The organism is Angustibacter luteus, from assembly GCF_039541115.1.
GTDB classification, from domain to species: Bacteria; Actinomycetota; Actinomycetes; order Actinomycetales; family Angustibacteraceae; genus Angustibacter; species Angustibacter luteus.
In genome coordinates, this window is the sequence record NZ_BAABFP010000005.1 from 539,157 (window position 1) to 563,266 (window position 24,110).

At 71.8% G+C, this 24,110-nt stretch carries 21 protein-coding genes; 7 read left to right on the top strand and 14 right to left on the bottom strand.

Annotated elements, in window-relative coordinates; genetic code table 11:
• Window positions 1-10: 10 nt before the first annotated feature.
• A complete protein-coding gene (locus ABEB17_RS11720; protein ID WP_345716876.1) occupies window positions 11-1,648 on the bottom strand; it encodes an AMP-binding protein in 1,638 nt (545 codons plus the stop codon).
• A gap of 84 nt (window positions 1,649-1,732) precedes the next feature.
• Between ABEB17_RS11720 and ABEB17_RS11725 the strand changes: the two genes are divergently transcribed.
• Complete coding sequence (locus tag ABEB17_RS11725) at window positions 1,733-2,587, top strand: PaaX family transcriptional regulator (protein ID WP_345716877.1); 855 nt, start codon at window positions 1,733-1,735, stop codon at window positions 2,585-2,587.
• Window positions 2,588-2,590: 3 nt separating this feature from the next.
• Here ABEB17_RS11725 and ABEB17_RS11730 read toward each other — a convergent pair whose 3' ends face one another.
• On the bottom strand, window positions 2,591-2,983 hold the full coding sequence (locus tag ABEB17_RS11730) for a RidA family protein (protein ID WP_345716878.1): 393 nt from the start codon (window positions 2,981-2,983) through the stop codon (window positions 2,591-2,593).
• Window positions 2,980-3,750: an SDR family NAD(P)-dependent oxidoreductase gene (locus tag ABEB17_RS11735; protein ID WP_345716879.1), complete on the bottom strand. Its 771-nt coding sequence runs from the start codon at window positions 3,748-3,750 to the stop codon at window positions 2,980-2,982. Before ABEB17_RS11735 ends, ABEB17_RS11730 begins: the two co-directional genes overlap by 4 nt.
• A 204-nt stretch (window positions 3,751-3,954) precedes the next feature.
• On the opposite strand from ABEB17_RS11735, the gene ABEB17_RS11740 reads away from it, so the two are divergent.
• On the top strand, window positions 3,955-4,644 hold the full coding sequence (locus ABEB17_RS11740; protein WP_345716880.1) for a hypothetical protein: 690 nt from the start codon (window positions 3,955-3,957) through the stop codon (window positions 4,642-4,644).
• 64 nt (window positions 4,645-4,708) lie between these two features.
• Here the strand turns inward: ABEB17_RS11740 and arc are convergent, their stop codons facing one another.
• From arc to ABEB17_RS11755, 3 genes are read right to left on the bottom strand one after another with little or no spacing between them, the layout of a single operon-like run.
• Complete coding sequence (gene arc, locus ABEB17_RS11745) at window positions 4,709-6,451, bottom strand: proteasome ATPase (RefSeq protein WP_345716881.1); 1,743 nt, start codon at window positions 6,449-6,451, stop codon at window positions 4,709-4,711.
• A gap of 35 nt (window positions 6,452-6,486) precedes the next feature.
• Window positions 6,487-7,470, bottom strand: a complete 984-nt coding sequence (locus tag ABEB17_RS11750; RefSeq protein WP_345716882.1) for a tRNA (adenine-N1)-methyltransferase — start codon at window positions 7,468-7,470, stop codon at window positions 6,487-6,489.
• A gap of 11 nt (window positions 7,471-7,481) precedes the next feature.
• On the bottom strand, window positions 7,482-8,582 hold the full coding sequence (locus ABEB17_RS11755; RefSeq protein WP_345716883.1) for a site-2 protease family protein: 1,101 nt from the start codon (window positions 8,580-8,582) through the stop codon (window positions 7,482-7,484).
• Between the two features lie 86 nt (window positions 8,583-8,668).
• On the opposite strand from ABEB17_RS11755, the gene ABEB17_RS11760 reads away from it, so the two are divergent.
• The 3 genes from ABEB17_RS11760 (at window position 8,669) to ABEB17_RS11770 (ending at window position 13,005) form a co-directional block, all read left to right on the top strand.
• On the top strand, window positions 8,669-9,562 hold the full coding sequence (locus ABEB17_RS11760) for a RecB family exonuclease (protein WP_345716884.1): 894 nt from the start codon (window positions 8,669-8,671) through the stop codon (window positions 9,560-9,562).
• Window positions 9,563-9,706: 144 nt separating this feature from the next.
• A complete protein-coding gene (locus ABEB17_RS11765; RefSeq protein ID WP_345716885.1) occupies window positions 9,707-10,474 on the top strand; it encodes an ABC transporter ATP-binding protein in 768 nt (255 codons plus the stop codon).
• 23 nt (window positions 10,475-10,497) lie between these two features.
• Complete coding sequence (locus tag ABEB17_RS11770) at window positions 10,498-13,005, top strand: ABC transporter permease (protein WP_345716886.1); 2,508 nt, start codon at window positions 10,498-10,500, stop codon at window positions 13,003-13,005.
• Window positions 13,006-13,074: 69 nt separating this feature from the next.
• Here the strand turns inward: ABEB17_RS11770 and ABEB17_RS11775 are convergent, their stop codons facing one another.
• Window positions 13,075-13,761, bottom strand: coding sequence for an HAD family hydrolase (locus ABEB17_RS11775; RefSeq protein WP_345716887.1), 687 nt, complete (start codon window positions 13,759-13,761; stop codon window positions 13,075-13,077).
• Complete coding sequence (metH, locus tag ABEB17_RS11780; protein ID WP_345716888.1) at window positions 13,751-17,290, bottom strand: methionine synthase; 3,540 nt, start codon at window positions 17,288-17,290, stop codon at window positions 13,751-13,753. Before metH ends, ABEB17_RS11775 begins: the two co-directional genes overlap by 11 nt.
• Window positions 17,291-17,465: 175 nt before the next feature.
• Here metH and ABEB17_RS11785 point away from each other — a divergent pair, with 175 nt between their 5' ends.
• Entirely contained in the window at window positions 17,466-18,323 is an 858-nt protein-coding gene (locus tag ABEB17_RS11785; protein WP_345716889.1) for a PAC2 family protein, read from the top strand.
• A gap of 28 nt (window positions 18,324-18,351) precedes the next feature.
• Here ABEB17_RS11785 and mshC read toward each other — a convergent pair whose 3' ends face one another.
• The 4 genes from mshC to ABEB17_RS11805 are packed head-to-tail and all read right to left on the bottom strand — an operon-like array spanning window position 18,352 to window position 21,763.
• A complete protein-coding gene (mshC, locus tag ABEB17_RS11790; protein ID WP_345716890.1) occupies window positions 18,352-19,614 on the bottom strand; it encodes a cysteine--1-D-myo-inosityl 2-amino-2-deoxy-alpha-D-glucopyranoside ligase in 1,263 nt (420 codons plus the stop codon).
• Window positions 19,615-19,643: 29 nt separating this feature from the next.
• A complete protein-coding gene (locus ABEB17_RS11795) occupies window positions 19,644-20,450 on the bottom strand; it encodes an SCO1664 family protein (protein WP_345716891.1) in 807 nt (268 codons plus the stop codon).
• Window positions 20,447-20,995 carry a DUF3090 domain-containing protein gene (locus tag ABEB17_RS11800; RefSeq protein ID WP_345716892.1) on the bottom strand — a complete coding sequence of 183 codons (549 nt, stop codon included), beginning with the start codon at window positions 20,993-20,995 and terminating at the stop codon, window positions 20,447-20,449. The genes ABEB17_RS11795 and ABEB17_RS11800 overlap by 4 nt, the downstream gene beginning before the upstream one ends.
• A gap of 27 nt (window positions 20,996-21,022) precedes the next feature.
• Window positions 21,023-21,763, bottom strand: coding sequence for an MSMEG_4193 family putative phosphomutase (locus tag ABEB17_RS11805; RefSeq protein ID WP_345716893.1), 741 nt, complete (start codon window positions 21,761-21,763; stop codon window positions 21,023-21,025).
• A 29-nt stretch (window positions 21,764-21,792) separates the two neighbouring features.
• Between ABEB17_RS11805 and ABEB17_RS11810 the strand changes: the two genes are divergently transcribed.
• Entirely contained in the window at window positions 21,793-22,827 is a 1,035-nt protein-coding gene (locus tag ABEB17_RS11810; RefSeq protein ID WP_345716894.1) for a magnesium and cobalt transport protein CorA, read from the top strand.
• A gap of 20 nt (window positions 22,828-22,847) precedes the next feature.
• Here the strand turns inward: ABEB17_RS11810 and ABEB17_RS11815 are convergent, their stop codons facing one another.
• The gene (locus tag ABEB17_RS11815) at window positions 22,848-23,261 is read right to left on the bottom strand and encodes a GNAT family N-acetyltransferase (protein ID WP_345716895.1); all 414 of its coding nucleotides are present in this window, start codon (window positions 23,259-23,261) and stop codon (window positions 22,848-22,850) included.
• Between the two features lie 9 nt (window positions 23,262-23,270).
• Window positions 23,271-24,107 carry an undecaprenyl-diphosphate phosphatase gene (locus tag ABEB17_RS11820; protein WP_378226945.1) on the bottom strand — a complete coding sequence of 279 codons (837 nt, stop codon included), beginning with the start codon at window positions 24,105-24,107 and terminating at the stop codon, window positions 23,271-23,273.
• Window positions 24,108-24,110 lie beyond the last annotated feature (3 nt).

A 24,110-nucleotide genomic window follows, 5' to 3' on the forward strand; every position in this document is an offset into this window, starting at 1 on the left:
CGGCGGACCGCTACTGCCGCAGGCGGAAACGCTGCAGCTTGCCGGTGCTGGTGCGCGGCAGCTCGGCGACGAACTCGATGCGTCGCGGGTACTTGTACGGCGCGATGACCGCCTTCACGTGGTCCTGCAGCGCGCGCACCAGGGCGGGGTCGGCGACGACGTCGTCGCCCAGCACGACGAAGGCCGTGACGAGCTGACCGCGGTCGGTGTCCGGCGTCCCGATGACCGCGACCTCGGTGACGTCCGGGTGGCTGAGCAGCGCTTCCTCGACCTCGGGCGCGGCGATGTTGTAGCCGGCCGAGATGATCATGTCGTCGCTGCGGGCCTGGTACCAGAGGTACCCGTCCTCGTCCTGGACGTAGGTGTCGCCGGTGACGTTCCAGCCGTCCTGCACGTACACGGACTGACGGTCGTCGGCCAGGTACCGGCATCCGGTCGGTCCGCGCACGGCCAACCGACCCACCTGCCCCGCGGGAAGCGGCGACCCGTCGTCACCCAGGACGACGGCGCGGTACCCGGGGACGGCGCGACCGGTGGAACCCGGCCGGATGTCGTCGTCCGCGGCCGAGACGAAGATGTGCAGCATCTCGGTCGACCCGAGGCCGTCGATGATCGCGATGCCGGTGGCGTCGCGAAAGGCCTCCCACGTGGCCGCGGGCAGGTGCTCGCCGGCAGAGACGCAGCGGCGCAACGAGGTCAGCCGCTCCGCGCGCCCGGCCGCCAGCATCGCGCGGTAGGCCGTCGGCGCCGTGAAGCAGATGGTGACACCGTGCTCGGCGACCAGGTCCGCGAGCTGGTCCGGGGAGGCCTTCTCGATCAGCAGGGTGCTAGCGCCGACGCGCAGCGGAAAGACCACGAGACCGCCCAGCCCGAACGTGAAGGCGAGCGGCGGCGTGCCGGTGAAGACGTCGTCCGGCGTGGGCTTGAGCACGTGCCGGGAGAACGTGTCGGCGTTCGCCAGGACGTCCCGGTGGAAGTGCATCGTGGCCTTGGGTCGTCCGGTGGTGCCCGAGGTGAACGCGAGCAGGGCGACGTCGTCCGCAGACGTCGCGACCGCCTCGTGCTGGCTCTCGGCCCGCTCCGCCCGGTGCACCAGGTCGTCCGCGTCGTCCGGGTCGGTCGATCCGTAGGCCACCACCGGCACGCCGAGGTCGGCGGCCCGCAGGTCGTCCAGGAACCGGTGGTCGCACAGCGCCAGGTCGAGCCGGGCGATCTCGTGGATCGTGGCCAGCTCGCCGGGTCGCAGCAGCGGCATCGTCGTCACCGCGACCGCGCCGACCCGCAGCACCGCGAACCAGCACGCGACGATCCAGGGGTTGTTCGGCCCGCGGAGCAGGACTCGTTGGCCAGGACGAATCCCGAGGTCGTCGACGAGCACGCGCGCGGTGCGCCGGACGCGGTCGGCGAGGCCGTCGTAGGTCCAGCGCGTCCCGTCCGGCGCGAGCAGGCACTCGCGGTCGCCACCGGTCGCCTCGATGGTCGCGTCGAGCAGCTCGACGGAGCAGTTGAGCTGACTCGGGTACTGCAGCTCGGGGAGGTCGAAGGTCAGCTCGGGCCACTGCTCGCGCGGCGGGAGGTGGTCCCGGCAGAAGGTGTCGACGTGGGCCGAAGGCCCCAGCGCCGCCGTCCTCGAACCCTGTGCCGTCACCCCGCCAGTATGACCGTCTCGTGACGACAATCAAGAGACCGCGACACGAGCGCGTCGTCCCAGGCGGCCCGGTATCGTGCACGCGTGACGACCGACAGGGCCACGCCAGCGACCCGCCTGCCCTCGCAGCAACCACGCGCCCTCATCGTCACCGTGTACGGGCTGTACGCCCGCGAGACGGCCGGCTGGCTCGCGGTCGCGACGCTGGTGCGGCTGCTGGACGGGGTCGGAGTCGAGGAGCCCGCCGTCCGCTCGGCGATCTCGCGGCTCAAGCGCCGTGGCGTGCTCGCCGCCCGGACCCGCGCCGGGGTCGCAGGCTACGAGCTCTCCCCCGCCGGCCGGGCGATCCTCGCCGAAGGCGACCAGCGGATCTTCCAACGCGTCAGGGCGACTGTCGGCGAGGGGTGGCTGCTGGCGGTGTTCAGCGTGCCGGAGTCGGAACGGCGACGTCGCCACCAGCTGCGCGCGCGGTTGACCTGGTTGGGCTTCGGGACCGTCTCGGCCGGGGTCTGGGTGGCCCCGGCGCACCTGAGCGCGGAGACCACCGAGGTGCTCGAACGACACGAGCTCACCGAGTACGTCGACCTGTTCCGCGCCGACCACCTCGCGTTCGGTGACCTGCGGGCCGAGGTGTCGCAGTGGTGGCAGCTCGACGGTCTCGCGGCGATGTACGAGGACTTCACCGCCGCCTTCGCGCCCGTCCTGCGCCGGTGGCAGCGGCGACGGACGACGGACGACGGGGCCGCCTTCGCCGACTACGTGACTGCCCTGACCGCGTGGCGCCGGCTGCCCTTCCTCGATCCCGGACTCCCCTTGGACGTATTGCCCAGCAAGTGGCCCGGGGCTCGTGCTGGGCACCTCTTCGAGGGGCTGACGGCGGCCCTGGCGCCAGCGGCCCATCGGCACCTCGCCGCGGTCTCCTCGGGAGACGTGCCGTGACCGCTACAGGATCGCGAGGCCCTGCAGCTCGACCAGTGCCGCGTCGTCCCAGAGTCGGCTGATCCCGATGCCCGCGCTGGCTGGGTAGTCCGAGCCGACCAGCCGCCGCCAGACCTGACCGATCTCGCGCGCGTGGGCCCGGTAGTCGGCGAGGTCGACGCTGTAGATCGTCAGTCCGGCCAGGTGCTCCGGGCCTCCTCCGGCGCCGCGCAGTGCCGTGAGCAGGTTCGTCAACGCCTGCTCGAACTGCTCGACGACGCCGGCTCCGACGATTCGGCCGTCGCCGTCGAGCGCGGTCTGGCCGGCCAGCACGACGACCCGGCCCTCACCCACCACGGCGTGCGCGAAGCCGCTCGGGCGGGCCAGCTCGGGCGGGTTGACTCGTTGCAGGCTCATGACTGGACCGCTCCTCCGTCGACGTTGATCGCCTGCCCGGTGATCGAGGGGTTGGCCAGGCACAGCAGGACGACGTCCGCGACCTCGTCGGGGGTGACGAGCCGACCCGTCGGCTGCTTGCGGGCGAGCGCGTCCCGGGCCTGCTCCGGCGTCCGGCCCGTGGCGGCCGCGATCGCGCGCACCGTGGCGTCGGTCATCGGGGTGTCGACGTAGCCTGGGCAGACCGCGTTCACGGTCACGCCGTCCCCCGCCAGCTCGGCGGCCGCGGAGCGGACCAGCCCCAGCAGTCCGTGCTTGCTGGCGGTGTAGGCGGCGATGTAGGGCTCCCCCACCTTGCCTGCCACCGACGCGATGGCGACGATCCGACCGTTGCCGCTCGCCCGCATCGCGGGGACCGCCCGCCGCACGCAGCGGAACGGAGCCGTCAGGTTGAGGTCGAGGGTGTGCTGCCAGTCCTCGTCGCTCGTGCGCTCGATCCGGGCCGAGCCCGACGTCCCGGCGTTGAGCACCAGGTCGGTCACCGGACCCCAGGCGTCCTCGACCTGGTCGAACACCTGGTCCACCCCGCTCAGGTCGAGCAGGTCCGCGGGCACCACGAGCGTGTCGGCGGGGCAGGCCTGCGCGGTCTCGGCCAGCTCTGCCGCGCTGCGGGCGGTGAGGGCGACTCGCAGACCCTGGCGGCTCAGTGCGATGGCCACCGCACGTCCGATCCCCCGGCCCGCACCGGTGACCAGGGCGACGCGGTCCGACGACTCAGGCACAGGCACCGGGTCACCGTGGCATGTGCGCGCGGTCGCGGCAAGCAGTCGCCTCGTCGTGTCGCGGTCCGACAGGTGAGACAGCCGGACCCGAGTCCCAGCACGAATCGCGGCCCGACAGGCCCGGAGGGGTTGGCGAGGTGGACAGTTCGCCCTGTTTCGTTACGGTCGATGACGTTCGGAGGACACCCCAGATGCAAGGAGCTGAACCTCGTGAACCGCACGATCATCCGCAATGCCGTCGCCGGCACCACTCTGGTGGCCAGCGCTGCGCTCGCCGCACCCGCCTTCGCCTGCCTGCCGTCCGACACCGGTAGCACCACGGCGTCGCCGAGCAGCGCCTCGGCGGCCTGGGCAGCCAGCGACGCGAAGTCCGGCGCGAAGGATCCGAAGACCAAGGCCCCGACGGCCAAGGACCCGAAGGCCAGCACGCTGACGTTCGCCGAGAAGCGGGCCAAGGTGCTCGACCGCATCGATGCCAGGCTCGCCGGGCTGAAGGCGCTCCGGGCGAAGGTGGTCGGCTCCGACCGGCTGACGTCCGAGCAGCAGAGCGCCTGGTTGGCCAAGATCGACGCGGCCACCGCAGCCCTGAGCGGCCTGCGCAGCGATGTCGCCGCCGACACCACGACGGCGCAGCTCAAGGACGACCTGAAGGCGTTCGCGACCGCGCACCAGGGTGACCTGCGCCAGCTCGGCGCCGGGCACCACCGCTGGGGAAAGCACCACGAGCGGAAGGCCGTTGACCCCGGTCGGGACGCCAAGCAGGCCGGCTCGCACGTCGCCCGCCACCGCGGCGACAACCGTCGGGACGGCAGCCATGAGAGCCGTCAGGACGGGCAGAGCGGTGCGGCCCGCACGGTGTCGTACCGGCAGCACGCCGGTGCCGGGTCTCGTCATGGCTGACCGCACCTGACGCCGAACGACGACGAGGGCCCCACCACCAGGTGGGGCCCTCGTCACGTCACGATCAGAGGTACTGGCCCGTGTTGGCGACGGTGTCGATGGCCCGTCCGGGCTCGGTGCCCTGCTTGCCGGTGATCAGGGTACGGATGTACACGATCCGCTCGCCCTTCTTGCCGGAGATGCGAGCCCAGTCATCCGGGTTCGTCGTGTTGGGCAGGTCCTCGTTCTCCTTGAACTCGTCCACGCACGCATCCAGCAGGTGCTCCACCCGGATGCCACGCTGCTGCGTGGTGAGGAAGTCCTTGATCGCAGACTTCTTGGCCCGGTCCACGATGTTCTGCACCATGGCTCCGGAGTTGAAGTCCTTGAAGTAGAGGATCTCCTTGTCGCCGTTGGCGTACGTGACCTCGAGGAAGCGGTTCTCGTCGATCTCGGAGTACATCCGCTCGACCGTCCGCTGGATCATCGCCTCGACCGTGGCCTGACGAGACCCACCGTTCTCCGCGACGTCCTGCTCGTGCAGCGGCAGGTCCGACGTCAGGTACTTGGTGAAGATGTCGCGCGAGGCCTCGGCGTCCGGACGTTCGATCTTGATCTTCACGTCCAGGCGTCCCGGGCGCAGGATCGCCGGGTCGATCATGTCCTCGCGGTTGGACGCGCCGATGACGATCACGTTCTCGAGCCGCTCCACGCCGTCGATCTCCGACAGCAGCTGCGGGACGATGGTGGTCTCGACGTCCGAGCTGACGCCCGAACCGCGGGTGCGGAACAGCGAGTCCATCTCGTCGAAGAACACCACCACGGGCGTCCCGTCCGAGGCCTTCTCGCGAGCCCGCTGGAAGATCAGCCGGATGTGCCGCTCCGTCTCGCCGACGTACTTGTTCAGCAGCTCGGGGCCCTTGATGTTCAGGAAGTAGGACTTCCCGAGCGGCTGGCCACTCAGCTCGGCCACCTTGCGCGCCAGGGAGGACGCGACGGCCTTGGCGATCAGCGTCTTGCCGCAGCCGGGCGGACCGTAGAGCAGAACGCCCTTCGGCGGCCGCAGGTGGTGCTCACGGAACAGCTCGGGGTGCAGGTACGGCAGCTCGACGGCGTCCCGGATCTGGTCGATCTGGTTGCCCAGCCCACCGATGTCCTCGTACGCGATGTCGGGGACCTCTTCGAGGATGAGCTCCTCGACCTCAGCCTTGGGGATCCGCTCGTAGACGAAGCCGGCCCGCGAGTCGATCAGCAGCCCGTCACCGATCCGCATCTTGTGCTCGCGCAGCGCGTCCGCGACCCGGGCGACCCGCTCCTCGTCGGCATGGCCGACGACGAGCACGCGGTCCTCGCCGAGGATCTCCTTCAGCTGCACGACCTCGCCGACCCGCTCGAAGCCCCGGGCCTGGACGACGTTCAACGCCTCGTTCAGCAGCACCTCGCGGCCGGGGACGAGGTCCTCCTCCTGCACGGTCGGGCTCACGGCCACGCGCATCTTGCGCCCCCCGGTGAGGACGTCGACCGTGCCCTCCGGGCCGACCTCGACGATCGTGCCGAAACCGGACGGCGGTTGGGCCAGCCGGTCGACCTCGGCCTTGAGCGTGACGATCTGGTCGCGCGCCTCCTTCAACGTGCGGACCAGCCGCTCGTTCTGCGCCGACGTGTTCTCCAGGCTCGACTGCAGCTGCGAGAGCCGCGCCTCGAGCGCGTGCACCCGGTCCGGTGACGTGGCCACCCGTCGGCGCAGGACGGCGATCTCGTCCTCGAGCGCGCGAACCTGCCGCTGCAGGTCTGCCGGCGAGCGTCCGCCGGAGTCGTGTTCCGTCATGTCGCACCTCCCCCATAGGGACCCACGACTCGACCCTAACCCGAGGTTGACTCCTCGACCGTCCCTGAAACGCCGATGTCACGTCGCACGCGACGAACCTTCTTGTCGGAGATCGGTCGCTCGCCCAGGTCCTCGGCCGTCCACTCGTCGTCCGAGGTGCCCTTCGCGGGACGCCGGCGCCGCTCGGGCGGCGTCACGCCGTCGGCCAGGCGGCGGGTCGTCACGAGGAAGCCGGTGTGACCCACCATCCGGTGCTGGGGCCGGACCGCGAGCCCCTCGAGGTGCCAACCCCGCACCAGCGACTCCCACGCCGCCGGCTCGGTGAAGCACCCGTGGTCCCGGGCCGTCTCGGTCACGCGGGACAACTGCGTCACGGTGGCGACGTAGGCGACCAGGACGCCACCGGGGGCGAGCGCCTCGGCCGCAGCGTCCAGGCACTCCCACGGGGCGAGCATGTCGAGCACGATGCGGTCGACGCTGCCGGGCTCGACGAGCCGTGGCAGGTCGTCCTGGAAGTTGCCGACCTCGAGCCGCCAGGCCGGGTGCGGGGCGCCGAAGAACTCCTCGACGTTGCCCCGGGCGATGTCCGCGAAGTCCGGGCGCCGCTCGATGCTGAGCAGGTGGCCGGTGTCACCGACCGCGCGCAGCAGCGACATGGTCAGCGCCCCGGAGCCGACGCCCGCCTCGACCACGGTCGCGCCGGGGAAGATGTCGGCCATGGCCACGACCTGCCCGGCGTCCTTGGGATAGACCACCGCCGCCCCGCGGGGCATGGACAGCACGTAGTCCGAGAGCAGCGGCCGCAGGGCGAGGTACTGGACACCGGAGGTGTTGGTCACGACGCTGCCCTCGGGCTCACCGATCAGGGCCTCGTGGGCGAACCAGCCGGCGTGCGTGTGGAACTGGCGCCCAGGCAGCAGGGTGATGGTGTGCAGGCGACCCTTGGGGTCGGTGAGCTGCACCCGGTCGCCGACGGCGAACGGACCTCGGCGTCGGCTGGCGCCGGTGGCGGTGGTCATGGCGGGCGAGTCTACGGGCGTCCGGTCAGGGCCTGCGCCAGCTGGCGCGAGTCGGCGATGCCGACGACCCGACCGGTCTCGTCGACAGCGATGAACAGGTGCGCTCCTTGTGTGCTCAGCGCCTGCACGACGCCGTCGCCGTCGAGGTCGGCCGGGACGACGACCGCCGAGGGGAGCACGGTCATCACCGCGGACAGCGGGGTGTTCGGGCCCGGCGGCTGCGGTGCCGCGGCGAGCTGGCGGGCGTCCTGCGCGCGCAGCAGGCCCACCGGGTGACCCAGCTCGTCCACCGCGACGGTGTGACCGGTCTGGCTGGGCCAGGCCGTCGTCGACTGGGGCAGCGCCGCGGCGGGCTCGAGGTAGTGGCCGAGGTCGAGCCGGTCGGCTGCCCGGAACACCCGGCCGGCCGCCACCGCGCCCGAGGCGCCGCGCCACAGCAGCACCGCGACCATGACCGACCAGACCAGGCCGAACGTCGTCGGCCGACCGCCCTGCACCAGGGGTCGGACGACGAACCACACGACCACGAGGACGGCGACGACCCGGCCGCACCAGCCGGCGACCAGGACGCCGGCCCAGCGCTTGCCGGTCGCCCCCCAGACCGCCGACTCGACCAACCGGCCGCCGTCCAACGGCAGTCCGGGCAGCAGGTTGAAGACGGCCACGAAGGCGTTCGCGTAGATCCCGGCGACCAGCAGCAGTCGGACGACGTCGCCGTCGGCCGCGGGCAGCGCCAGCCAGCCGAGGGCCGCCAGGACAGCGTTGCTGACGGGGCCCACGACCGCGACGAGCGCCCCGCGGCCGGGGTCGGGCGCCTGCTCGGTGAAGGCGGTGTGCCCGCCCCACAGGTCGGCGACGATCTCCTGCACCGGGAGCCCGACGGCACGGGCGGTCAGGGCGTGCGCGAACTCGTGCACGAGCACGGAGACCAGCAGGATCACGGAGTAGGCGGCGGCCACCAGGTAGGTCTGCGGCGGCAGCAGGTTCGCCGACACCTCGACCTGGGGGGCGAACACGACGACGACCAGCAGCGCGATGACGAACCAGGACGGCGCCAGGTACACCGGGATGCCGGCGACCTTGGCGATCGGTATCCCGGGGCGCTGGTTCACGTGCTGATGGTAGGTGCGGCGGCTGGCAGGTCGCGCACGCCCGCCGCAAGCGCCCGCTGTCAGTGGCTCGTCCTACAGTTCCTGCCATGGGTGACGTCGCTGGTCCGATCGCCGTCGAGGCGCCGCGCGTGCTGCGGGCCGCGCTGTCGCCCAGTCGTGCCGCGGACTTCATGCACTGCCCGCTGCGCTACCGGTTCCGGGTGGTCGACCGGCTCGCGGAGGCGCCGTCGCCGGCCGCCGTCCGCGGCACCGTCGTGCACTCCGTGCTCGAGCGGCTGTTCGACCTGCCCGCGGTGGAGCGGACCCTCGAGTCGGCGCGCGCGCTGCTCCAGCCGCAGTGGCAGTCGCTGCTCGAGGCCACTCCCGAGCTCGGCACGATGTTCCCCGACGACGAGGGCGAGGCGCTGGCGGAGTGGCTCCGCTCGGCCGACGAGCTCGTGGAGCGCTGGTTCGCGCTGGAGGACCCCACCCGGCTGGAGCCGGCCGAGCGCGAGCTGTACGTCGAGACCACGCTGGACGACGGCTTGGTGCTGCGCGGGTACGTGGACCGGCTCGATGTCGCCGGGGACGGTGCGATGCGGGTGGTCGACTACAAGACCGGGCGGTCACCGTCCGAGCTGTTCGAGGCCAAGGCCCTGTTCCAGATGCGCTTCTACGCCCTGGTGCTGTGGCGCACGCGTGGCGTGGTCCCTCGCTTGCTGCAGCTGGTCTACCTCGGGGACAGCCAGATCCTGCGGTACGAGCCCGACGAATCGGACCTACTGGCCACCGAGCGTAAGGTGCGGGCGCTGTGGGCAGCGATCGAGCGGGCGGCGGCCGCGGGTGACTGGCGCCCGAACAGGGGCCGGTTGTGCGAGTGGTGCGACCACCAGGCGATCTGCCCCGCGTGGGGCGGGACGCCGCCGCCGCTGCCTGACCACGCGTTCGAGCGGGCGCTGGATCCCGCGTACACGGGTCAGGACGCCGCAGAGGCGGAGTAGTCCGGTGCCCCTCCGCGCGGACGCTCAGGGTTCCCCCCAGGGTCGAGCCAGGGTGATACCCCCTCGCCTGCAGGGGGGGTGGTGCCGGAGGATGGGTGCCCTGCCCGGCGACCGACTGGGTAGTGACGACTAGGGGTGAAGAGCGTGAGTTCGGTAGAGGGAAGCACGACCACGGACGCGGTGGCCAGTGCCCGCGGGCTGAAGAAGATCTACGGGCGGGGGGAGGCGGAGGTGCACGCCTTGGACGGGGTGGACGTCGACTTCGGGCGGGAGCGGTTCACCGCCATCCTCGGGCCCTCGGGGTCCGGCAAGTCGACGCTCATGCACTGCATGGCGGCGCTGGACACCCCGACGGAGGGCAGCGTCGTCATCGACGGCGTCGAGGTGGCCGGCCTGAAGGACAAGGCGCTGACGAAGCTGCGCCGGGACCGGATCGGCTTCGTCTTCCAGTCCTTCAACCTGGTGCCGACGCTGAGCGCGCGGGAGAACATCACGCTCCCCATGGACATCGCGGGCACGAAGGTCGACCAGGAGTGGTTCGACACCGTGATCGACACCGTGGGACTGCGCGATCGCCTGCACCACAAGCCGAACGAGCTGTCCGGCGGTCAGCAGCAGCGGGTGGCCTGTGCGCGGGCGCTGGCCTCGAAGCCGGCCATCATCTTCGCCGACGAGCCGACCGGGAACCTCGACTCGCGGGCCAGCGCCGAGATCCTCGGCTTCCTGCGCCGCTCGGTCGACGACTTCGGTCAGTCGATCGTGATCGTCACGCACGACCCGGTGTCCGCTGGCTACGCCGACCGGGCCCTGTTCCTGGCGGACGGCACGATCGTCGACGAGATGCACGAGCCGACCGCCGACGCGGTCCTGGACCGGATGAAGGGCTTCGACGCCGTGGGGCGGCGGTCCTGATGCTGCGAGTCACCCTCCAGGGGGTGCGGGGGCACCTCCTGCGCTTCCTCCTGACCACGCTGTCGGTGATGCTCGGCGTCGCCTTCGTGGCCGGGACGTTCGTGCTCAGCGACAGCCTGAAGGCGACGTTCGACAGCATCTCGGAGGGCTCCACGCTGGGCACCGACGTGCTGGTCCGGGGCGTCGAGGTGAACCAGGGCGTCGCCGACCAGGAGGACCTGCGCCAGCCCGTCCCGCTCACCGAGGCGGACCAGATCGCCAAGGTCGACGGCGTGGCCTCGGCCCACCCCGACCTGGCGGGAACGGCCGTGCTGGTCGGCAAGGACGGCACGGCGGTCCGCAACGGTGGCGCGCCGAGCTTTGGCTTTGCCTACCACGAGGACGGGGTCGCCCTGAAGCTGGTCAAGGGCCGCGCACCGGAGAACAAGAACGAGATCGTGGTGGAGTCGAAGACCCTGGAGAAGTCCGGGTTGGGCGTCGGGAGCCAGACCAAGCTGGTCGTGGCCGGCTCGGCGCTGCCGGTGACCATCGTCGGGGAGCAGCAGTTCGCCGGCGGTCAGGCAGGGCAGACCATCGTGACCGTCTACGAGCCGGCCGCGCGTGAGTGGTTCGCCCCGGACGGCATGGTGCAGTCGATCAGCGTGCGGGCGGACGACGGCGTCACCCAGCAGGAGCTGCGCGACCGGATCGCCGCCACCCTGCCGTCGGGCCAGCAGGCCATCACGGGTGCCGCCTACACCGAGGAGACCAAGACGTCGTTCGCCCAGGGCCTCGGCTTCCTGACCACGTTCCTCACGGTGTTCGCGGGTATCAGCCTGCTGGTCGGGCTCTTCATCATCTTCAACACGTTCTCGATGCTGGTCGCGCAGCGGACCCGTGAGCTCGCCCTGCTGCGGGCTGTCGGCGCCGCTCGCGGCCAGGTCATCCGGGTGGTGCTCGGCGAGGCCGTGGTCATCGGTCTCGTCGGGGGCGCGCTCGGCCTGCTGGCCGGCATCGGGCTCGCGAAGGGGCTGCAGCTGCTCGTCGGCTCGTTCGGGCTCAAGATCGACAGCGGCCTGCCGGTGCAGACCAGCACGGTCGTGTGGAGCCTGGCCATCGGTGTCGGCGTCACCTTGGTGAGCGCGATCCTACCCGCCCTACGCGCGGGCCGCATCGCACCGGTCGCCGCGATGCGCGACGACGTGGCCCTGCCGGAGAAGAGCCTGCGCCGTCGCGGCCTCCTGGGCGGCGTCGGCCTGGTGATCGGCGTGGCCGTGATGGTCTACGGCGTCACGGCCCTCGAGGGCGGCGATGCCGCGAAGGTCCTCGGCATCGGTGCGTTCCTGACGTTCATCGGGATGGTCGTGGCGGCCCCGCTGCTCTCCCGGCCGGTCCTCACCGTGCTCGGCGCACCCGGGGCGAAGCTCTCTCGCACGGTCGGCAAGATCGCGCTCGACAACACCCTGCGCAACCCGCGCCGCACCGCCACGACGGCGATCTCGCTGATGATCGGGCTGGCGCTGGTCTCGGCGTTCGCCGTGATCGCCGCGACCACCAACGCGTCGATCGACAAGCTGGTCGACGACCAGGTGAAGGCGGACTTCGTGCTGAGCGGCGGGAACTCGCCGTTCCCGAACTCGGTCGCCGACCAGGCCAGCCAGCTGGACGGCGTCGAGGCGGTCGTCGACCAGGGCCTGGTGCCGGTCAAGGTCGGCGACGCGACGGTCACCGGAGCGGGCGTGTCCGGCGCGGGCCTCGCGGCCACCGTCGACCTGGCGATCGAGTCGGGGGACATCACCTCGCTGGACCAGGGGAAGATGGCGATCTCGCACTCGTTCGCCACCGACCACGACCTCCAGGTCGGCGACCAGGTCAAGGCGACCGTCGGGGTGAGCACCGACCAGGACCTGACCGTCGGGGCGATCTACACCGACTCGCAGGCGATCGGCACGCCGGTGCTCGTCCCGCGCGAGCTGTACGAGAAGTCGGTGCCCGCGGCGCAGCAGGTGTCCTTCGCGGCGTTCGTGAAGACGGCACCGGGAGCGGACCTGGAGCAGGTGCGCAGTGAGCTGACCGCGCTCGTCAAGCCACAGCTGGTGATCTCCGTGCAGGACCGCGACGAGTTCAAGGCGGCCAGCCGTTCCCAGGTCAACCAGCTGCTCGGCCTGCTGTACGGGCTGCTCGGGCTGTCCGTGATCATCGCGGCGCTGGGCATCATCAACACCCTCGCGCTGTCCGTCTTCGAGCGGACGCGCGAGATCGGCCTCCTGCGGGCGGTCGGGATGACCCGACGGCAGCTGCGCCGGACGATCGGCAACGAAGCGGTGCTGACCGCCCTGTTCGGAGCGGTCCTGGGGACGGCGCTCGGGCTGACCCTCGGCATCCTGCTCCAGCGGGTGCTCGCCGACCAGGGCCTCGACGTGCTCGCCGTGCCCTACGTCCAGGTGCTGCTGACCTTCGTGCTGGCCGGGCTCGTCGGTCTGGTCGCCGCGCTGTGGCCGGCGTGGCGGGCGTCCAAGCTGGACGTCATCCGCGCCGTCACGGCGGAGTAGCGGTCCGCGCCGCGCGGTCCGCGTGATCCGGGCTGCGCGACTGCCCGACCTGCTGTCCTGGCCCTCGGGTCAGGGCAGCAGGTCGATCGTCTCCCCCGCCGCGATCCGACCGAGGTCGGCCACGGTGATCTCGGCGAGCGAGTGCGCCCGGGATCGCCCCGGGGCCGCCGGCACGGGCACGACGTGCGGGACCGCCAGGGTCGGGACCCCGGCCGCCTCCGCGGACGTCACGCCGGTCACGGAGTCCTCGATCGCGACGCACCGGCCGGCGGGCACCCCGAGCAGCTCGGCTGCGCGCAGGTAGGGGTCGGGGTGCGGCTTGCCGCGCTCGACCCGGTCACCCGTCACGACGACGGCGAACGTGTCCGCCGGCGCCGAGGCCAGGAAGGTGTCGGCCAGGGCCGTCCAGGACATCGTCACGAGGGCGCACGGGATGCCGCGGTCCGCCAGGGCCGCCAGCAGGTCGAGCGCGCCCGGCCGCCACGGCACGTGGGCGCCCAGCCGACGCACCACGCCACCGAGCAGCACGTCGACGATCTCGTCCTCGCCCAGCGGGACGTCTCCGTGCTCCTGGATGTAGCGCGCCGACACCCGCAGGTCGTTCCCGACCAACGCCTTGGCGTGCTCGGCCGTCCAGGTGCCACCGTGCTGCTCGACGAGGTCGTGCTCCTCCGCGATCCAGTACGGCTCGGTGTCGACCAGCGTGCCGTCCATGTCCCACAGCACCGCCGCGGGGAGCGCGGACTCAGGTGGCATTGAAGTACTTCGCCTCCGGGTGGTGCACGACGATGGCGTCGGTGGACTGCTCCGGGTGCAGCTGCAGCTCCTCCGACAGCTCCACGCCGATGCGGGACGGGTCGAGCAGCTCGACCAGCGAGCGACGGTCCTCCAGCTCGGGGCAGGCCGGGTAGCCGAAGGAGTAGCGCGACCCGCGGTAGCCCTGTCGCAGGATCTCGTCCAGGTCGCCGCTGTCCTGCTGGGCCAGGCCGAGGTCCTCACGGATCCGGGCGTGCCACATCTCCGCCAGCGCCTCGGTCAGCTGGACGGACAGCCCGTGCAGCTCGAGGTAGTCCCGGTAGGCGTTCGCGGCGTACAGGTCGTTGGCCCGGGCGGACACGGTGCTGCCCATCGTCACCAGCTGCAGGGCGATCACGTCGGTGTCGCCCGACTCGCGCGGCCGGAAGAAGTCGGCCAGGCACAGCCGCCGGTCCCGGCGCTGGCGCGGGAAGGTCCAGCGGACCCGCTCCTCCCCCGCCTGCGGCCCCTCGTGGTGCAGGATCACCAGGTCGTTGCCCTCGCTGACGCAGGGGAAGTAGCCGTAGACGACGGCGGCCTCCATCAGACCCTCGGTGTGGATCCGGTCCATCCACAGGCGCAGCCTCGGCCGGCCCTCGGACTCGACCAGCTCGTCGTAGGACGGGCCGTCCCCGCGGGCGCTCTTGAGTCCCCACTGCCCGAGGAACGTCGCCCGCTCGTCCAGGTACGACGCGTAGTCGGCCAGGGCGATGCCCTTGACCACCCGAGTCCCCCAGAACGGCGGCTTGGGCACCTCGACGTCCAGCGCGACGTCCGAGCGCCGGGTGTCCGGACCGGCGTCGGGGTCCTCGACCTGGGCGACCTGCCGCACCCGGCGCTTGCGCAGCGCCGGCAGCGTCTCGGCCACCGACGTGTTCGGGTCGGCCTTCGCCCTGGCGATGGCGTCCATCAGGCGCAGCCCCTCGAAGGCGTCCCGCGCGTAGCGGACCTGACCCTCGTAGACCTCGGCGAGGTCGTCCTCGACGTACGCCCGGGTCAGTGCCGCGCCACCGAGCAGAACCGGCATGTTCGCCGCGATGCCGCGGGAGTTGATCTCCTGGAGGTTCTCCTTCATCACCACGGTGGACTTGACCAGCAGGCCGCTCATGCCGATAGCGTCCGCGCGGTGCTCCTCGGCGGCGCGCAGGATCTCGCCGACCGGCTGCTTGATGCCGATGTTGACGACGTCGTACCCGTTGTTGGACAGGATGATGTCCACGAGGTTCTTGCCGATGTCGTGGACGTCGCCCTTGACGGTGGCGAGCACGATGGTGGCCTTGCTCTCGCGCGCCGACCCGTCCTCGTTGCCCTCGATGTACGGCTCCAGGTACGCCACCGCGGTCTTCATCACCTCGGCGGACTGCAGCACGAAGGGCAGCTGCATCTCACCGCGGCCGAAGAGCTCGCCGACGACGCGCATGCCGTCCAGCAGGTTCTCGTTGATGATGTCCAGCGCCGACTGCCCGGAGTCGAGGGCCGCGGCGAGGTCGTCCTCGAGGCCCTTGCGCTCGCCGTCCACGATCCGGCGTGCCAGCCGCTCCGCGAGCGGCAGGGCGGCGAGCTCCTCGGCGCGACCGGCCTTGACCGAGGCCGCGTCGACGCCCTCGAAGAGCTCGAGGTAGCGCTGCAGCGGGTCGTACTCGAGCTCGCCGCTGGTCGGGTCGTCGTTCACCCACTTGCGCCGGTCATAGACCATGTCGAGTGCGACCCGGCGCTGCTCGTCCTCGATCTTGGTCATCGGCAGGATCTTCGCCGCGTGCACGATGGCCGAGTCCAGGCCGGCCTTGAGGCACTCGTGCAGGAACACGGAGTTCAGCACGACGCGGGCGGCCGGGTTGAGCCCGAACGAGATGTTCGACAGGCCGAGGGTGGTCTGCACGTCCGGGTAGCGGCGCTTGATCTCCGCGATCGCGGTGATGGTCTCGACGCCGTCCCGGCGGGTCTCCTCCTGGCCGGTGGCGATGGGGAAGGTCAGCGCGTCGACCATGATGTCGCTGACCTGCATGCCCCACTCGGCCACCAGGGCGTCGATCGTGCGGGCGGCGATCGCCACCTTGCGCTCGGCGGTCCGGGCCTGGCCCTCCTCGTCGATGCACATCACCACCACGGCGGCGCCGTGCTCGCGGATGACCGGCATGACCCGGGCGAAGCGGCTCTCGGGCCCGTCGCCGTCCTCGTAGTTGACGGAGTTGACCACGGCGCGGCCGCCGAGAAGCTCGAGCCCCGCCTCGATGACGGCGGGCTCGGTCGAGTCCAGCATGATCGGCAGGGTCGAGCTGGTCGCGAGCCGGCTCAGCAGCGCCTTCATGTCCTGCGCGCCATCACGACCGACGTAGTCGACGCAGACGTCCAGCAGGTGGGCGCCGTCCCGCGTCTGCGCGCGCGCGATCTCCAGGCACTCGTCCCACTTCTGCTCCAGCATGGCCTCGCGGAACGCCTTCGAGCCGTTCGCGTTCGTCCGCTCGCCGATCGACAGGTACGCCGTGTCCTGCCGGAACGACACCGGCGCGTAGAGGCTGGCGACGCCGGGCTCGGGTCGTGGGCGGCGCGCCACAACGGCTCGGCCACGCACGGCCTCGACCACGAGCCGCAGGTGCTCGGGGGTCGTCCCGCAGCAGCCGCCGACGAGGGACAGGCCGAACTCCTCGACGAACTGCGCGTGCGCAGCAGCGAGCTGGTCCGGCGTGAGCGGGTAGTACGCACCGTCCCGGGACAGCTGGGGCAGGCCGGCGTTCGGCATCGCGGTGACCGCGACGCGAGCGTGCTTGGACAGGTGCCGAAGGTGCTCGCTCATCTCGGCGGGGCCGGTGGCGCAGTTGAGTCCGATGGAGTCGACACCCAGCGCCTCGAGCGCGGTGAGCGCGGCACCGATCTCGCTGCCGAGCAGCATCGTGCCAGTCGTCTCGACGGTGACCTGGACGAGCACCGGCAGGTCCTCGCCGGCGTCCCGGAGCGCGCGCTTGAGACCGACCACTGCGGCCTTGGCCTGCAGCAGGTCCTGGGCGGTCTCGACCAGCAGCGCGTCGGCGCCGCCCTCGATCATCCCGGCCCCCTGCAGCTGGTAGCCGTCGCGCAGCACCGCGTAGGGGGCGTGCCCGAGCGAGGGCAGCTTGGTGCCCGGCCCGACCGAGCCGATCACGAAGCGCTGCTGGTCCGGCGTCGTCCACGCGTCGGCCGCCGCCCGGGCGATCTGCGTGCCGGACAGTGCGAGCTCGACGATCCGGTCGCTGATGTCGTACTCGCCCAGGGCGGCGTAGTTCGCCCCGAACGTGTTCGTCTCGACCGCGTCGACACCGACCCCGAAGTAGGCGTCGTGCACCGAGCGGACGACGTCCTGGCGCGTGACGTTGAGGACCTCGTTGCAGCCCTCGTGACCCTGGAAGTCCTCCATGGTCGGGTCCGCGGCCTGCAGCATGGTGCCCATGGCACCGTCTGCCACGAGAACGCGTTCGTGCAGCAGGGAGCGGAACAGGTCGGAGCGGCTGCTCATGAGGGACCTTCGTGCCGGGGGCGTGCGGGCGGGTGGAGCAGCAGAAGTCTAGGCCGAGCGGCGGACACCGCCGACGGCTGCCCGCATGGTGACCGTTCCGGCGGGTCGCAGGAACTAGGCTGAAGGGACTGGTGCGCAGGGTGCCGGCACGTGTCGACGTCGTGGGGAGGCCTGGGTGATCGAGCTCGCGGACTGGCCCGAGCTGACCGACCCGGTGATGATCGCCGCCTTCGAGGGGTGGAACGACGCCGGCGAGGCCGCCACCTCTGCCCTGGAGCACCTGTCGCGGATCTGGGGGGCCGTGCCGTTCGCCGCGCTGGACCCGGAGGAGTACTACGACTTCCAGGTGAACCGCCCGAGCGTCTCGCGCGAACCCGACGGGCAGCGCCGGATCACCTGGCCCACCACGCGGCTGCTCGCGGCCCACGTCCCGGCCCTGGGCCGGGACGTCGTCCTGGTCGACGGCATCGAGCCGTCGATGCGCTGGCGCTCCTACGTGGTCGAGCTGCTCGAGGCGGCCGACCGGCTCGGTGTGCAGGCGCTGGTCACCGTGGGGGCGCTGCTGGCGGACGTCCCGCACACCCGGCCGATCCCGATCACCGGGACCAGCGACCACGACCTGATGCTGCACCGGGACGGCGTGGAGCGCTCCCAGTACGAGGGACCGACGGGAATCGTGGGAGTGCTCAGCGACGCCGCGGCACAGGCCGAGGTGCCGGCGCTGTCCCTGTGGGCCGCCGTGCCGCACTACGCCGGTGCCGGGCCCTCGCCCAAGGCGACGCTCGCGCTGCTGCGCCGGATCGAGGAGCTGCTGGACGTCACGATCGACCTCGACGACCTGCCCGACCAGGCCTATGCGTGGGAGCACGGGGTGGACGAGCTCGCCGAGGGCGACAGCGAGGTCGGCGAGTACGTGCGGGCGCTGGAGGAGGCCAAGGACACCTCCGAGCTGCCCGAGGCGTCGGGCGAGGCGATCGCGCTGGAGTTCGAGCGCTACCTGCGACGCCGGGACGACGACCCGCCCAAGCGCTGACCTGGGCCTGACCCGCCTTGCTGAAACGTCAGAGGCGGACGCCCAGCACGGCGTCCAGCGCGCGCGCCAGGACGCCGGGGGCGCCGATCTCGTCACCACCGCGGTTGAGCTGCTGGTCGGCCCAGCGGTCGACGGCGGCCAGGGCGTCCGGGGTGCGCAGATCGTCGCTGAGGCACTCCCGCACGTGCTGCAGGGTCTGGCTCGCGTCCGGTCCACCGTCGCGTGACAGGGCCGCCCGCCACCGGTCCAGCCGCTGCTGCGCGTTCGCCAGCACCGCGTCGGTGTAGAACCAGTCCGTGCGGTAGTGGTGGTCCAGCAGGGCCAGCCGGATCGCCATCGGGTCCACCCCGGCCCGCCGCAGCGCCGACACCAGGACGAGGTTGCCCCGGGACTTGCTCATCTTGTGCCCGTCCAGGCCGACCATCGCCTGGTGCACGTAGCTGCGCGCGAACGGCCATTCACCGGTCAGCGACGCGGCGTGCGCGGCACTCATCTCGTGGTGCGGGAAGACCAGGTCGGTACCGCCGCCCTGCAGGTCGAAGGACATGCCGAGGCGACGCACCGCGATCGTCGAGCACTCGACGTGCCAGCCCGGTCGACCTGGGCCCAGGCTGCCGCCGTCCCAGGAGGGCTCGCCCGGGCGGGCGGCCCGCCACAGCAGGGCGTCGAGGGCGTCCTTCTTGCCGGGCCGGTCCGGGTCCCCGCCGCGCTCGGCGTACACCTCGAGCATCTGCTCGCGCGTCCAGCTCGACACCGCGCCGAAGCGCGGCTGGCTGGCGACGTCGTAGTACACGTCCTGCAGCGCGCCCTCGGCGGCCTCGCCGTCCGGGACGTCGACGCCGTACGCTGCGCCCGCGGCGACCAGCGCGCGCACGTCGGTGGCGATCTCGCCCACCGAGTCGACCACGCTGACGTAGTCGTCCGGCGGTAGCACGGCCAGCGCCGTCATGTCCTCGTGGAAGAGCGCGATCTCCTGCCGGGCCAGGTCGCGCCAGTCCACGCCGTCCCGCTCGGCGCGCTCGAGAAGCGGGTCGTCGACGTCGGTGACGTTCTGCACGTAGTGCACGGCGTGACCGTTGTCCCGCCAGACCCGCTGGACCACGTCGAACGTCACGTAGGTCGCGGCGTGCCCCAGGTGCGTCGCGTCGTACGGCGTTATGCCGCACACGTAGAGGGTCGCGGTCGGCCCGGGGCTGGTCGGGCGCAGCTCACCGGACGAGGTGTCGTGGATGCGCAGCGGGACCGGTGGCCCGGGAACGGCGGGAACCGAGGGGGCGGGCCAGGACGTCACGCGCGAAGCCTAACCAGCAGGGACGACGGTCAGAACGGCGGCCACGGGATGACCGGTCCGTACGCGTCAGGTCGTGGGAACCGGCCGGACCGGACCAGTGCCGCCGCCCGCGACCGGGTGCGGGCGACCTCCCGCGGGGTCAGCAGCTCCTGCAGGGCCGTCGCCAGTGGACCGTCGACGCCCAGCTGGTCGGCCACCCGGGCCACGACGTCCACGCAGTCCGCCGGCAGCGCTGCACCCTGCCACCCCCACAGCACGCTGCGCAGCTTGTCGTCGACGTTGAAGCTGAGCCCGTGGTCGCACCCCCACAGGTGGCGGTCCTCGGCGACCAGCACGTGGCCGCCCTTGCGGTCCGCGTTGTCGATGACAGCGTCGAACACGGCCATCCGGGCCAGGGCGGGGTCGTCGCGGTGCACGAGGACGACGTCGCTGCCCTCACCGTCCTGGGCGTTGAGCACCGGCAGCCAGCCGTCCGGCACCCCACCGAGCGGGACGACGTCCACCATCTCGGTCTCCTCGTCCGTGTCGATCCAGAGCTGCACGCTGCCCGGGCCGAACGGTCCGTCCCGCCACACCGTGGGCGGTACCACCTCCCAGCCGGTCGCCTCCGAGACCAGGTAGGCGGCCACCTCCCGCCGCCCCAGCGTGTCGCGGGGGAAGTCACGCAGCGGCCGCTCCCCCGCGACCGGCTTGTAGATGCAGTGCGCGGCGACCCCGTCCAGCTCGATCGCCGCGTAGAGCGTGGCGTTGGAGGCGGCGGTCATCCGGCCCTCGACCGTGATCTCGCCGGACTGGAGCAGGGTCAACGCGTCCTGACGGCCCCCCGTCGAGCTCACCGTCGGTGGCCGTTGGCCCGCGGGCAGATGTGACCTTCGGGGTCCAACGGGTTGCCGCAGAACGGGCAGGGCGGGCGACCGGCCTCAACGACCGCGACGGCCCGCTTGGCGAAGGCACGGGCGGCCGCTCCCGTCAGGCTGACCCGCATGACCATCGCCTCGGGTGACGGCTCGAGCTCACCGTCCTCACCGACGTCCTCGCCCACCTCGAGGCACTCGATCACGACCCGCTCGGCGTCTGCGTCCCAGGTCAGGCTCATGGTGCCGACCCGGAAGTCCTCCTCGACGGGGGTGCTCAGCGGGGCGCTGTCGGCCAGGCCGACGGGGGTCATCGCGGGCACCGGGGCCTGCCCGCCGGTCCGGCGCACGACCTCGTCCAGCAGCTCGTCGACCCGCTCGGCGAGCACCGCGACCTGCTGCTTCTCCAACGAGACGCTGGTGACGCGGTGGCCGGACGTGGCCTGCAGGAAGAACGTGCGCTGACCGGGTTCGCCGACCGTGCCGGCGACGAAGCGCTCGGGGTCGTCGTAGTCGATGACGGGCATGGGGACGACCCTACGACGCGGCCGCGCTCACGCGCCGCCGCCCACCGCGGCGTCGCTGCTGGACGCCGTCGCGGCCTTCCTCGTGCCGGACCGCGAACGCCGCTTGGGCGGTGGCGGGACCAGGCCCGACAGGTCACCCCCGACGTCGTTCGTGCTGGTCACGAAGGGGCGGGTCGGCGTGTAGTGCACGACCGAGACCGAGCAGGGCGAGACCACGATGCGCTGGAACTCGTCCAGGTGCGCCCCCAGCGCGTCGTTCAGCACGGCCTTGATCACGTCGCCGTGCGAGACGGCCACCCACACCGCGTCGTCGCCGTGCTCCGCGGCGATCCGGGCGTCCCACTCCCGCACGGCTTCGAGCGCGCGCGCCTGCATGGCCCGCATGGACTCCCCCTCCGGTCCGGGGAAGACCGCGGCGCTCGGGTGCTGCTGCACGACCTTCCACAGCGGCTCCTTGACCAGCGCCTTGAGCTCGCGGCCGGTCCAGTCGCCGTACCGGCACTCGCCGATGCGGGCATCCGTGACCACCTCCGGCCGGGCGGCGCCCTGCGGCCCCGCGACGGCGGTGATGGCAGCCGCGGTCTGCTGGCACCGATCCAGGGGGCTGGCGACGACCGCCGCGATCGGCACCACCGCCAGTCGCTGCGCGAGGGTCGCGGCCTGCTCGCGACCACGGTCGTCCAGGTCGACCCCGGGGGTCCAACCGGCCAGGACGCCGGAAGCGTTGGCGGCCGTCCGGCCGTGTCGGATCAGCAGGACCGTGGGCACGCGCTCACTGTACGGGGCAGGATGACGGCGTGATCGTGGACCAGGCCGTCTACCGCGACGGCAAGCGTCAGCCGTGCGCGGACCTCTCCGACGAGCTGAGCCGGCTCGCCGACGTCCCCGACGGGTTCCTCTGGATCGGGCTGAAGGACCCCACGGACGACGAGTTCGACCTCGTCAAGGACGAGCTCGGACTGCACCCGCTGGCCGTCGAGGACGCGGTGAAGGGCAACCAGCGGACCAAGATGGAGGTCTACGACGGCTCGCTCTTCGTGGTGCTCAAGCCGTTGCGGTACTTCGAGGAGACCTCCCAGGTCGAGACCGGCGAGGTGATGCTCTTCGTCGGCAAGCACTTCGTCGTGACCGTCCGGCGCGGCGAGGCCAGCCCGCTCAGCGAGGTGCGCCGCCGGCTGGAAGCGAACTCGGAGCACCTGACCTACGGTCCGGCTGCCGTGCTGCACGCCGTGATGGACGACGTCGTCGACCAGTACGGCGCCATCGACCAGGAGATCGCCAAGGACCTGGAGCAGATGGAGGAGAGCGTCTTCGCCGGCAACGTGGAGGTCGAGGAGGCGGCGCTCGGGGAGGGCAAGCCGCAGGGCGTGCCCGCTCGCCGTCGCGGCGGGGAGGACGCCCGGCGCATCTACCTGCTCAAGCGCGAGGTGCTCGAGGTGCGGCGGGCGGTGGTCCCGCTGAAGGACGCCATGCTCCGGCTGCACGCGCAGGAGACACCGAACGTCCCCGAGGAGGCGCGCCCCTTCTTCCGGGACGTCGCCGACCACCTGCTGCGGGTCAGCGACCACATCGAGTCCTACGACCGGTTGCTGTCGGACATCCTGTCCGCGCACCTGACCCGGGTCTCGGTGCAGCAGAACGACGACATGCGACGGATCTCGGCCTGGGCGGCCATCGGCGTCGCCGCGACGCTCATCGCCGGGATCTACGGCATGAACTTCCGGCACATGCCCGAGCTGCACTGGACGCTCGGCTACCCGATGGCGCTGGGGCTGATGGTGCTCGTGTCCGCCGTGCTCTACCGGCAGTTCAAGAAGTCCGGCTGGCTCTAGGCCCGCCGGTCCCGCCGGGCTCAGAACCGGCGGGCCATGGCCACCGACACCGGCGCCGTCTCGACGAAGCCGAACTGCGCGTACAGGTGCCGCGCGTCACCGTCCGCGACGAGCGAGACGTACGCGGTCGCCGGAGCTCGTCGCGTCAGCTCGTCCGTGAGCTCGCGCATGATGCGCTTGCCGAGGCCGCGTCCCTGGTGCTCGGGCAGCACGCAGATGTCGACGACCTGGAAGTGGCAGCCGCCGTCGCCGATGACCCGGCCCATGCCCACCGTCAGCCCGTCGCGCTCGACGACGACCCCGTGCCAGGTGTTCGGCAGCCCGAGCGCCGCCGCCTCGGCTGACTTGGGGCTGAGGCCGCACGCCACCCGCAGGTCGCGGAACGTCTCGGACGACGGGACGCCGGCGCGGACGTCGTAGCCGGGGTCGCTCACGCGCCCACCCTAGGTCGCGGTCAGGACGCCGGTCACGAGCAGGACGGCTGTCGCGAGGGCCAGGGCCACGCGGTACCAGATGAAGACCGTGATCGGGTGCTTGGCGACGAACCGCAGCAGCCAGGCGATCGACGCGAGGGCGACCACGAACGCGGTCACCGTGCCCACCAGGATCTGACCCCACCCGACCACCGCGGTGTCGACGTCCTTCAGCTCGAACAGGCCCGCTGCGGTCAGGGCCGGGATAGCCAGGAAGAACGAGAGCCGGGTGGCGGTCACCCGGTCCAGGCCGCGGAACAGGCCGGCCGAGATGGTGGCGCCGGACCGGGACACGCCAGGGATCAGGGCCACGCACTGCATGAGCCCGATGAAGAGCGCATCGCGCATCCGCAGGTCCTGCTCGCCGCGGCTCTGGGTGGCCTTGGCCTCCGCCCACCACATGACGACGCTCCACCCGATCAGGGCGGCCACCACGACCCACAGGTTGCGCAGCGGGCCGGTGATGAGGTCGCGCGCGGCGAGGCCGACGACCGCGATCGGCAGCGAGCCGGCGATCACGTACCAGGCGAGCTTGTAGTCCGGGTCCTCGCGACGCGCCTGGTCCCGCAGCCCACGGGCCCAGGCGAGGACCAGACGGATGATGTCGCGGGCGAAGTAGAGCAGCGTGGCCGCGATGGCACCGAGCTGGATCACCGCCGTGAACGACGTGATCGCCGTCGAGTCGACGTCCAGTCCGAGCAGCCCCTCCGTGATCGTCAGGTGGCCGGTGCTGGAGATCGGCAGGAACTCGCTGAGCCCCTCGACGACTCCGAGCAGCACCGACTGGGCGTAGGTCAGGTCACTCACGGA